This is a genomic window from Streptomyces sp. NPDC001781 (assembly GCF_053596035.1).
Window position 1 is genome coordinate 161,686 of record NZ_JBSFFI010000005.1, and the last position, 9,622, is coordinate 171,307.

General features: G+C 73.0%; 12 protein-coding genes. 11 read left to right on the forward strand and 1 reads right to left on the reverse strand.

The window, feature by feature from the left end:
- Positions 1-6 precede the first annotated feature (6 nt).
- Entirely contained in the window at positions 7-642 is a 636-nt protein-coding gene (locus tag ACWCV3_RS06725) for a TIGR03085 family metal-binding protein (protein WP_451219393.1), read from the reverse strand.
- A gap of 82 nt (positions 643-724) precedes the next feature.
- Here ACWCV3_RS06725 and hisI point away from each other — a divergent pair, with 82 nt between their 5' ends.
- The 11 genes from hisI to lgt all read left to right on the forward strand — a co-directional run bounded on the left by hisI (position 725) and on the right by lgt (position 9,616).
- Entirely contained in the window at positions 725-1,105 is a 381-nt protein-coding gene (gene hisI / locus ACWCV3_RS06730) for a phosphoribosyl-AMP cyclohydrolase (RefSeq protein ID WP_451219396.1), read from the forward strand.
- 14 nt (positions 1,106-1,119) lie between these two features.
- Complete coding sequence (locus ACWCV3_RS06735) at positions 1,120-2,601, forward strand: anthranilate synthase component I (protein ID WP_451219674.1); 1,482 nt, start codon at positions 1,120-1,122, stop codon at positions 2,599-2,601.
- 49 nt (positions 2,602-2,650) lie between these two features.
- Positions 2,651-3,289, forward strand: coding sequence for a TIGR02234 family membrane protein (locus ACWCV3_RS06740; protein WP_451219399.1), 639 nt, complete (start codon positions 2,651-2,653; stop codon positions 3,287-3,289).
- A gap of 168 nt (positions 3,290-3,457) precedes the next feature.
- Positions 3,458-3,715, forward strand: coding sequence for an HGxxPAAW family protein (locus tag ACWCV3_RS06745; RefSeq protein ID WP_086696430.1), 258 nt, complete (start codon positions 3,458-3,460; stop codon positions 3,713-3,715).
- A 93-nt stretch (positions 3,716-3,808) separates the two neighbouring features.
- Positions 3,809-4,267 carry a DUF2752 domain-containing protein gene (locus tag ACWCV3_RS06750; protein ID WP_451219403.1) on the forward strand — a complete coding sequence of 153 codons (459 nt, stop codon included), beginning with the start codon at positions 3,809-3,811 and terminating at the stop codon, positions 4,265-4,267.
- A gap of 134 nt (positions 4,268-4,401) precedes the next feature.
- Positions 4,402-5,211, forward strand: coding sequence for an indole-3-glycerol phosphate synthase TrpC (gene trpC / locus ACWCV3_RS06755; protein ID WP_451219406.1), 810 nt, complete (start codon positions 4,402-4,404; stop codon positions 5,209-5,211).
- 22 nt (positions 5,212-5,233) lie between these two features.
- Positions 5,234-5,464, forward strand: a complete 231-nt coding sequence (gene trpM, locus ACWCV3_RS06760; protein ID WP_451219409.1) for a tryptophan biosynthesis modulator TrpM — start codon at positions 5,234-5,236, stop codon at positions 5,462-5,464.
- An 82-nt stretch (positions 5,465-5,546) separates the two neighbouring features.
- Complete coding sequence (trpB, locus tag ACWCV3_RS06765; RefSeq protein WP_451219412.1) at positions 5,547-6,833, forward strand: tryptophan synthase subunit beta; 1,287 nt, start codon at positions 5,547-5,549, stop codon at positions 6,831-6,833.
- Complete coding sequence (gene trpA, locus ACWCV3_RS06770; RefSeq protein ID WP_451219415.1) at positions 6,830-7,648, forward strand: tryptophan synthase subunit alpha; 819 nt, start codon at positions 6,830-6,832, stop codon at positions 7,646-7,648. The genes trpB and trpA overlap by 4 nt, the downstream gene beginning before the upstream one ends.
- 81 nt (positions 7,649-7,729) lie before the next feature.
- Positions 7,730-8,506 (forward strand): DsbA family protein, encoded by a 777-nt coding sequence (locus ACWCV3_RS06775; RefSeq protein WP_451219418.1) that lies wholly within the window; start codon positions 7,730-7,732, stop codon positions 8,504-8,506.
- 84 nt (positions 8,507-8,590) lie between these two features.
- A complete protein-coding gene (gene lgt, locus ACWCV3_RS06780; RefSeq protein ID WP_451219420.1) occupies positions 8,591-9,616 on the forward strand; it encodes a prolipoprotein diacylglyceryl transferase in 1,026 nt (341 codons plus the stop codon).
- Positions 9,617-9,622: the final 6 nt, after the last annotated feature.

Genomic DNA, 9,622 nt, shown 5'->3' on the forward strand with positions numbered 1-9,622 from the left:
GACGGGTCAGAGGCCGAGCTGACGGGAGTCGTGCAGGGCGGTGATCGCGTCCGCGTCGCCCTCCAGCGCGACCTTGGCCGAATCCTGCCGGCCGTAGGCGAACATCAGCAGCTCCGCGGGCTCGCCGGTCGCCGTCACCACCGGCGTGCCCCGGTGCGCCACCACCGTACGGCCGTCCGGGCGGCGCAGCACCAGGCCGGTCGGGGCGTGCCGGCCGGTCATCCGGGCGGTGCGCTCCAGCCGTGACCAGAGCACGTCCTGGAACACCGGGTCCAGCTCGCGCGGGTTCCACTCCGGCTGGGCGCGGCGCACGTCCTCGGTGTGGACGTAGAACTCGACGGTGTTGGCGGCCTCGTCCACCTGCTTCAGCCGGAACGGGGAGAACTTCGGGGGGCCGGTGCGGATCAGCCGGATCAGCTCGTCGTAGGGCTTGGCCGCGTACTCGTCCATCACCCGGTCCAGCCGGGCGGCCAGCGGCTTGGCGAGCATCCCGGCCGCCGCGTCGGGGCGGCGTTCGCGCACCACCACGTGCGCGGCCAGGTCACGGGTCGCCCAGCCCTCGCACAGGGTCGGTGCGTCCGGGCCGGCGGTTTCCAAGAGGTCTGCGAGCAGGAGCCGTTCACGCTTGGCGAAGGTCGACATGACTTCAGCGTACGGCCACCGCCGAGGACCACGCAGCGGACACGGAACGTGACCTGGGGCGCCGCACGGCACAATGGCACCCATGACCCGTACGACCGGCAGCCCCCGTCCCAGCGGCCTCGATCCCGAGATCGCCGCCCGCCTCAAGCGCGACCCGGACGGCCTCGTCCCCGCCGTGGCCCAGCAGTACGACACCGGCGAGGTGCTGATGCTCGGCTGGATGGACGACGAGGCGCTGCACCGCACGCTCACCACCGGCCGCTGCACGTACTGGTCCCGCAGCCGCCAGGAGTACTGGGTCAAGGGCGACACCTCCGGCCACGTCCAGCTCGTGAAGTCGGTCGCGCTGGACTGCGACGCCGACACCGTGCTGGTCAAGGTCGACCAGACCGGCGCCGCCTGCCACACCGGCGACCGCACCTGCTTCGACGCGGACGTGCTGCTGAAGGGGGAGGAGCAGTGAGCACCCCCACCGCCATGGACCTGGACACCTTCCGCAAGCTCGCCGCCGACCGGCGGGTCGTCCCGGTCACCCGCAAGCTCCTGGCCGACGGCGACACCCCCGTCGCCCTCTACCGCAAGCTCGCCGCCGAACGCCCCGGCACCTTCCTCCTGGAGTCCGCCGAGAACGGCCGCTCCTGGTCCCGGTATTCCTTCGTCGGCGTCCGCTCGGCCGGCACGCTGACCACGCGCGACGGCGAGGCCCACTGGCTCGGCACCCCGCCGGTCGGCGTCCCCACCGACGGCGACCCGCTCGCCGCGCTGCGCGCCACCCTCCAGGCCCTGCACACCCCCCACCTCCAGGGCCTGCCGCCCTTCACCGGCGGCATGGTCGGCTACCTCGGCTACGACATCGTCCGCCGCCTGGAGAAGGTCGGCCCCGGCGAGCGCGACGACCTGAACCTGCCCGAGCTGACCATGCTCCTCAGCAGCGACCTCGCGGTGATGGACCACTGGGAGGGCTCGGTCCTGCTGATCGCCAACGCGATCAACCACAACGACCTCGACACCGGAGTGGACGAGGCGTACGCCGACGCGGTCGCCCGGCTCGACGCCATGGAGGCCGACCTGGCCCGCCCGGTCGCCCAGCCCCCGGCCGTGCTGCCGCCCTCCGAGCTGCCCGAGTACACCGCGCTGTGGGGCGGCCCCGACTTCCGGGCGGCCGTGGAGGACGTCAAGGAGCGCATCCGCGCCGGCGAGGCGTTCCAGGTCGTCCCCTCCCAGCGCTTCGAGACGCCGTGCACCGCGAGCGCCCTGGACGTGTACCGGGTGCTGCGGGCCACCAACCCGTCCCCGTACATGTACCTGTTCCGGTTCGAGGGGTTCGACGTGGTCGGCTCCTCGCCCGAGGCACTGGTCAAGGTCGAGGACGGCCGCGCCATGGTGCACCCCATCGCGGGCACCCGGCACCGGGGTGCCACCCCGCAGGAGGACCAGGCGCTCGCCGACGAGCTGCTGGCCGACCCCAAGGAGCGCGCCGAGCACCTGATGCTGGTCGACCTCGGCCGCAACGACCTCGGCCGGGTCTGCGAACCCGGCTCGGTGGAGGTCGTCGACTTCATGTCCATCGAGCGCTACTCGCACGTGATGCACATCGTCTCCACCGTCACCGGCGAGGTAGCCGGCGGCCGGACGGCCTTCGACGTGCTCACCGCCTGCTTCCCCGCCGGCACCCTCTCCGGCGCCCCCAAGCCCCGCGCGATGCAGATCATCGACGAACTCGAGCCCTCCCGCCGCGGCCTGTACGGCGGCTGCGTGGGCTACCTCGACTTCGCGGGCGACTCCGACACCGCCATCGCCATCCGCACCGCCCTGCTGCGCGACGGCACGGCGTACGTCCAGGCCGGAGCGGGGATCGTCGCGGACTCCGACCCGGTCGCGGAGGACCAGGAGTGCCGCAACAAGGCGGCGGCCGTGCTGCGTGCCGTGCACACAGCCAACCGGCTGGGCACGATGTGACCCGATCGCGAGAACCCCGGATGACGCTTCGTCCGGGGTTCAGGCGATAGTGGAGTACGTGACTGCCGTACCGCACCCCCGTTCCGAAGCCGCCGCGCCCGCCCGCTCCGCCCGGCGCAGCCTCGCCCTCGCCCTGCTGTCCGGCGCGCTCGGCGCGGCCCTGGCGCTGCTGGCGACCCGGCAGCGCTGGGCCGAGGGGACCGCGACCGTCGCCGGCGGAAGGTTCCCGCTGACCGCCACGGGCAGCGACGTCACCGGTGTCCCGGCCGCGCTCGCCGTCGTGGGCCTGGCCGCGCTGGTCGCCGTGTTCGCGGTGCGGCGGGCGGGCCGGTTCGCCGTCGCCGCGCTGCTCGCGCTCTCCGGTGCGGGCATCGCCGCGGCCGCGCTCGCCGGGGTGGCCGACGGCTCCGCGCTGGACGAGAAGGCGGCCTCCACCACCGGGGACACCTCGGCCACCGTGCAGGCCCTCAGCCACACCGCCTGGCCCTACGCGGCCGTCGCCGGAGGCGGGCTGATCCTGCTCGCCGGGCTCCTCGCGCTGCTTTACGGCAACCGCTGGCCCGCCATGTCGGGCCGTTACGAACGCGGCACGGGCCGCCCCCGGCGCAGCGCCCGCCCGGTCGACCCGGAGCGCCCCGAGGAGATCTGGAAGGCCCTGGACCGCGGCGAGGACCCGACCGGAGCCTGAACCGCCCCCCGAGTGTGGGCAAACAGACTCCCACCCCCGCGTCGATCGTGCAGGGGCGTACGGGAGAATGGACCCCGAGCGACCCGGCTCGGACAGTGACGGGCGGGCTCGGACCGTACGACCTGTACGGCATGTACTCGACACGTACACAGCAACGAGGAGCAAGTCATGGCGGGCAGCAGCCACGGTCACACCCCGGCCGCCTGGACCGGTGTCATCATCGCCTTCATCGGTTTCTGCGTCTCGGGCGCGTTCATCGTGATGGCCCAGCCCGTCGGCTTCTGGGCCGGCATGGTCGTCGTGGCCCTCGGTGGCGTCGTGGGCTGGATCATGCGCTCCATGGGCCTCGGCATGCCCAAGGAGAACGCGGCCCCGGTCCGCCCCACCGCCGCGGCCACCCGTGAGCCGGTCGCCGCGGAGAGCTGAGCGAAGCACCCGCGAGGGGCGCCCAGGAGCCGTCCGCACGGCTCGGGGGCGCCCCTTCGCGCGTCCGCGTCCGGGGCACGGCAGAATGCCAGGGTGAACGCCGACAGCGGTGCCCCGCCCCTCGCCCCGCACGCGCGGACCCCCCACGCCAAGCCCCCGCCGTGGCGGCGCCTCGCCACCCCGGCCGGCGTCCTCGCCGCGGTGGCCGGAGCCTTCGCCTACGTCGGCACGGTCGACCCCAACCGGCCCGGCCACTACCCGGTCTGCCCGCTCTACGCGCTGACCGGGCTGTACTGCCCCGGATGCGGCGGACTGCGCAGCGCGCACGCCTTCGTGCACGGTGACCTCCTCGGTGCCCTGCACGACAACGCCGCCGGAGTCGCCGCCTACCTCGCCTTCGCCGTGCTGTGGACGCTCTGGGCGGTCCGTGCCGCGCGGGGCCTGCCGGTGCGCCTGGTCCTCGGCCGCACCCCGCTGTGGTTTCTCGGCTCCGCGCTGCTGCTCTTCACGGTCGTCCGGAACCTGCCGTTCGGTGGCTCGATCCGTCCTTGATCAGCAAGGAACGTCCAGGTAGGGGGACCGCCCGCCGCTGGATGCGAGCCCAGGCGGCTCCTGCGGATACCATCGCAGTGACCATGGGTTTTCGAACCCGCCCCAGGACCAACCGCTGGAAGGGGGCCGCTCGCGTGAGCGTGCTCGACGAGATCATCGACGGAGTCCGGGCCGACCTCGCGGAGCGGCAGGCCCGCGTGAGCCTCGACGAGCTCAAGGAGCGCGCGGCCCACGCCCCGGCCGCCAAGGACGGCGTGGCCGCCCTCAAGGGCGACGGCGTCAAGGTCATCTGCGAGGTCAAGCGCTCCAGCCCCTCCAAGGGCGCGCTGGCCGCCATCGCCGACCCCGCCGCCCTGGCCGCCGACTACGAGGCGGGCGGCGCCGCAGTCATCTCCGTCCTCACCGAGCAGCGCCGCTTCGGCGGCTCGCTGGCCGACCTGGAGGCCGTCCGCGCCAGCGTCGACATCCCGGTGCTGCGCAAGGACTTCATCGTCACCTCCTACCAGCTCTGGGAGGCCCGCGCCTACGGTGCCGACCTGGCCCTGCTGATCGTGGCGGCGCTGGAGCAGCCCGCACTGGAGTCGCTCATCGAGCGCGCCGTGTCCATCGGGCTCACCCCGCTGGTCGAGGTGCACGACGAGGACGAGATCGAGCGCGCCGTGGACGCCGGAGCCCGGATCATCGGTGTGAACGCCCGGAACCTGAGGACCCTGGAGGTCGACCGGGGCACCTTCGAGCGGATCGCCCCGGAGATCCCGGACGAGCTGGTCAAGGTCGCGGAGTCCGGCGTACGCGGCCCGCACGACCTGATCGCCTACGCCAACGCGGGCGCCGACGCCGTCCTGGTCGGCGAGTCCCTCGTCACCGGCCGCGACCCCAGGACCGCGGTCGCCGACCTGGTGGCCGCCGGCGAGCACCCCGCGCTGCGGCACGGCCGCGGCTGATCCCCCGGTAGGCTTGACCCCGATGACTCCCACCCTGACCACCGCCGTGGACCGCCACGCCCGCCTCGCGCGCGGCTGCCGTCCCCGCGGCTGCCGTGCCCCGGCCCGGCGCGTCCGCGGCCGCAGGGTCAGGTACCACATCGGGGCCGAGCCCGGCCAGGTCAACGGCATGCGATGGCGACAGCCGACCGCCAGGGGTGCGGGGCACCGCAGGATTCCGCGGCTTCGCCGCGTGGACGCGACCGGCCACTGACGGCGCGCGGCCGCCGGACGGTTCCCCGCCCCCCACGGCGATCAGTGTCGATTTTCACACGCACTCACCGTGAGGTACTGGCATGCCCAGCAACAACTACTTCTTCCCCGACGCGGAGGGCCAGGTCCCGACCGTCCAGGGCTACTTCGGCGCGTTCGGCGGCAAGTTCATCCCGGAGGCCCTCGTCGCCGCCGTGGACGAGGTCGCCGTCGAGTACGACAAGGCCAAGGCGGACCCGGAGTTCGCCCGCGAGCTGAATGGCCTCCTGGTCGACTACACCGGCCGCCCCAGCTCGCTCACCGAGGTTCCCAGGTTCGCCGGACACGCCGGCGGCGCCCGCGTGTTCCTCAAGCGCGAGGACCTCAACCACACCGGCTCGCACAAGATCAACAACGTGCTCGGCCAGGCCCTCCTCACCAAGCGCATGGGGAAGACCCGTGTCATCGCGGAGACCGGCGCCGGCCAGCACGGCGTCGCCACCGCCACCGCCTGCGCCCTGTTCGGCCTCGACTGCACCATCTACATGGGCGAGATCGACACCGAACGCCAGGCCCTCAACGTGGCCCGGATGCGCATGCTCGGCGCCGAGGTCGTGGCCGTGAAGTCCGGCAGCCGCACCCTGAAGGACGCCATCAACGAGGCGTTCCGGGACTGGGTCGCCAACGTCGACCGCACCCACTACCTGTTCGGCACCGTCGCCGGACCCCACCCGTTCCCGGCGATGGTCCGCGACTTCCACCGCGTCATCGGCGTGGAGGCCCGCCGGCAGATCCTGGAGCGCGCCGGGCGCCTGCCCGACGCCGCCATCGCCTGCGTCGGCGGCGGCTCCAACGCCATCGGCCTCTTCCACGCCTTCATCCCCGACGCGGACGTGCGCCTGATCGGCTGCGAGCCCGCCGGGCACGGCATCGACACCGGCGAGCACGCGGCCACCCTGACCGCGGGCGAGCCCGGCATCCTGCACGGCTCCCGCTCCTACGTGCTCCAGGACGACGAGGGCCAGATCACCGAGCCGTACTCGATCTCGGCCGGCCTGGACTACCCCGGCATCGGCCCGGAGCACTCCTACCTCAAGGACTCCGGCCGGGGCGAGTACCGCGCGGTCACCGACGACGCCGCCATGCAGGCGCTGCGCCTGCTGTCGCGCACGGAGGGCATCATCCCGGCCATCGAGAGCGCGCACGCGCTGGCCGGTGCCCTGGAGGTCGGCAGGGAACTGGGCCCGGACGGGCTGATCGTCGTCAACCTCTCCGGACGCGGCGACAAGGACATGGACACCGCCGCCCGGTACTTCGGGCTCTACGACACCGACGCCGAGGTCGCGGCCGACGAGGCCCACACCGCCGAGATCGAGGGGGACGCCAAGTGAGCGGCAACATCAACCTGCTGTCGGACACCCTCGCCGCCGCCAGGGCCGAGGACCGCGCCGCGCTCATCGCCTACCTCCCGGCCGGATTCCCGACCGTGGACGGCGGCATCGAGGCGATCAAGGCGGCCTTCGACGGCGGCGCCGACGTCGTGGAGGTCGGCCTGCCGCACAGCGACCCGGTGCTCGACGGCCCGGTCATCCAGACCGCCGACGACATCGCCCTGCGCGGCGGTGTGAAGATCGCGGACGTGATGCGCACGGTCCGCGAGGCCCACACGGCCACCGGCAAGCCGGTGCTCGTGATGACCTACTGGAACCCCATCGACCGCTACGGCGTCGAGCGGTTCACCGCCGAACTGGCCGAGGCCGGCGGCGCGGGCTGCATCCTGCCCGACCTGCCCGTGCAGGAGGCCGCGCTGTGGCGCGAGCACGCCGACAAGCACGGCCTCGCCACCGTCTTCGTCGTCGCCCCCAGCAGCCGGGACGCCCGCCTGGCCGAGATCACCGCGGCGGGCAGCGGCTTCGTCTACGCGGCCTCGCTGATGGGTGTCACCGGCACCCGCGAATCCGTCGGAGCACAGGCCGAGGACCTGGTGACGCGCACCCGCGCCACCCGCTCCGACCTGCCCGTCTGCGTCGGACTCGGCGTCTCCGACGCGGCCCAGGCCGCCGAGGTGGCCGCCTTCGCCGACGGTGTCATCGTCGGCTCGGCCTTCGTCAAGCGCATGCTGGACGCCCCCGACGACGCCGCCGGTGCCGACGCCGTCCGCGCGCTCGCCGCCGAACTGGCGAAGGGCGTCCGCCGGAGCGCCTGACCCCGCTCGCTCCACATCACTCGAACGGGTGGACATCCAGCCGGGGAGGCGCAATGCGTCTCCCCGGTTCGTTCAGGGGGTGTGAGCGAGAAGAACCGTGACGGAAAGCGCAACGCCCGCCAGCGTCTGGCCGCCGAGCGCGAGAAGCAGAAGTCCGCGGAGAAGCGCAGGCGCGCGCTGATCGTAGGCGTCAGTGTCGTCGGCGTGCTGGGCCTCGCCGCGGTGATCGGGGTCATCGCGGCCAACGCGGGCAAGGACAAGGGCAGCAAGAACGCGGGCCCGGTCGTGGCCCCCTCCGGCGCCCAGGGCAAGGACAGCCTGGCGATCCCGGTCGGCAGGGAGAGCGCCAGGTCCACGCTCACGGTCTGGGAGGACTTCCGCTGCCCCGCCTGCCAGTCCTTCGAGACGCGGTACCGCTCCACGCTGCACGAGCTGACCGACGCGGGCAAGCTCCGCATCGAGTACCACCTGGTCCGGCTGATCGACGCCAACGCGGGCGGCACCGGCTCGCTGCACTCGGCCAACGCGGCGGCCTGCGCCCAGGACGCCGGGAAGTTCCGCGACTTCCACGACGTGCTGTACGAGAACCAGCCCCCGGAGACCGACGACGCCTTCGCGGACAACGGCAAGCTGATCGGCCTCGCGGGCAAGGTCAAGGGCCTCGACACGCCGGCGTTCCGCACCTGTGTGAACGACGGCACGCACAACGCCTGGGTCGAGCGCTCCCAGAAGGCGTTCGCCGCCGGCGGCTTCGGCGGCACACCGACCGTGCTGTTCGGCGGCAAGAACATCTACCAGGACCAGTCCCTGACCCCCCAGAAGCTCAAGGAGATGGTGGAGAGCGCCGACCGCGGGTGAGGGGCTTTCTCACCTCCCCGTTATGGACCCGTAGCCCGGCCGCGCGGCGACCGCGCGGCCCGGCACGGTAGCGTCGGTCCTGCCATGGAACTTGCCTACATTCCCAGTCCTTCGCGCGGGGTGCTGTACCTCGGCCCCGTCCCGCTGCGCGGTTACGCCTTCTGCATCATCATCGGCGTCTTCGTCGCCGTCTGGCTCGGCAACAAGCGCTGGGTCGCGCGGGGCGGCCGTCCCGGCACGGTCGCCGACATCGCGGTGTGGGCCGTGCCCTTCGGCCTCGTCGGCGGCCGGCTCTACCACGTGATCACGGACTACGAGCTGTACTTCAGTCCGGGCCGCGACTGGGTGGACGCCTTCAAGGTGTGGGAGGGCGGCCTGGGCATCTGGGGCGCCATCGCCCTGGGCGCACTCGGTGCCTGGATCGGCGCCCGGCGCATGGGCGTGGCCCTGCCCGCCTACGCCGACGCCGTCGCACCCGGCATCGCCTTCGCGCAGGCCATCGGCCGCTGGGGCAACTGGTTCAACCAGGAGCTCTACGGCCACGAGACCCACCTGCCCTGGGCCCTGCACATCACCTCCTCCGAGGGCGGCCGGGTACCGGGGTACTACCACCCGACCTTCCTGTACGAGTCGCTGTGGTGCGTGGGCGTCGGCTTCCTGGTCATCTGGGCCGACCGCCGCTTCAAGCTGGGCCACGGCCGTGCCTTCGCGCTGTACGTCGCCGCGTACTGCACCGGCCGCGCGTGGATCGAGTACATGCGGGTGGACGACGCCCACCACATCCTGGGCCTGCGGCTCAACGTCTGGACCGCCGTCCTGGTGTTCCTGCTCGCGGTGGCCTATCTGGTGCTCTCCGCCCGGCGCAGGCCGGGCCGGGAAGCGGTGGTCGAGCAGGGCGCCTCGGACGATCCGGGCGACGGCGGGGCCGCGGACGCCGGTGACGGTGAGGCCGGCGCCAAGGACGGGGCCGAGCCCGGCGCGACCGGGACGGACGAGACGGAGAAGGCCGAGAGGGCCGAACCCGAACCCGAGCGCGAGTCCGGGGCCGAACCGGACGCCGGGACCGGAGCCAAGGACAAGGACACCGCCGACTCGGGCAAGAAGGGCTGACTCGCG

Excerpts from the sequence above, each read along its gene's own strand:
- lgt (WP_451219420.1), top strand. The coding sequence starts at position 8,591 with ATGGAACTTGCCTACATTCCCAGTCCTTCGCGCGGGGTGCTGTACCTC.
- ACWCV3_RS06725 (WP_451219393.1), bottom strand. The coding sequence starts at position 642 with ATGTCGACCTTCGCCAAGCGTGAACGGCTCCTGCTCGCAGACCTCTTG.
- ACWCV3_RS06745 (WP_086696430.1), top strand. The coding sequence starts at position 3,458 with ATGGCGGGCAGCAGCCACGGTCACACCCCGGCCGCCTGGACCGGTGTC.
- trpB (WP_451219412.1), top strand. The coding sequence starts at position 5,547 with ATGCCCAGCAACAACTACTTCTTCCCCGACGCGGAGGGCCAGGTCCCG.
- hisI (WP_451219396.1), top strand. The coding sequence starts at position 725 with ATGACCCGTACGACCGGCAGCCCCCGTCCCAGCGGCCTCGATCCCGAG.
- trpM (WP_451219409.1), top strand. The coding sequence starts at position 5,234 with ATGACTCCCACCCTGACCACCGCCGTGGACCGCCACGCCCGCCTCGCG.
- ACWCV3_RS06735 (WP_451219674.1), top strand. The coding sequence starts at position 1,120 with ATGGACCTGGACACCTTCCGCAAGCTCGCCGCCGACCGGCGGGTCGTC.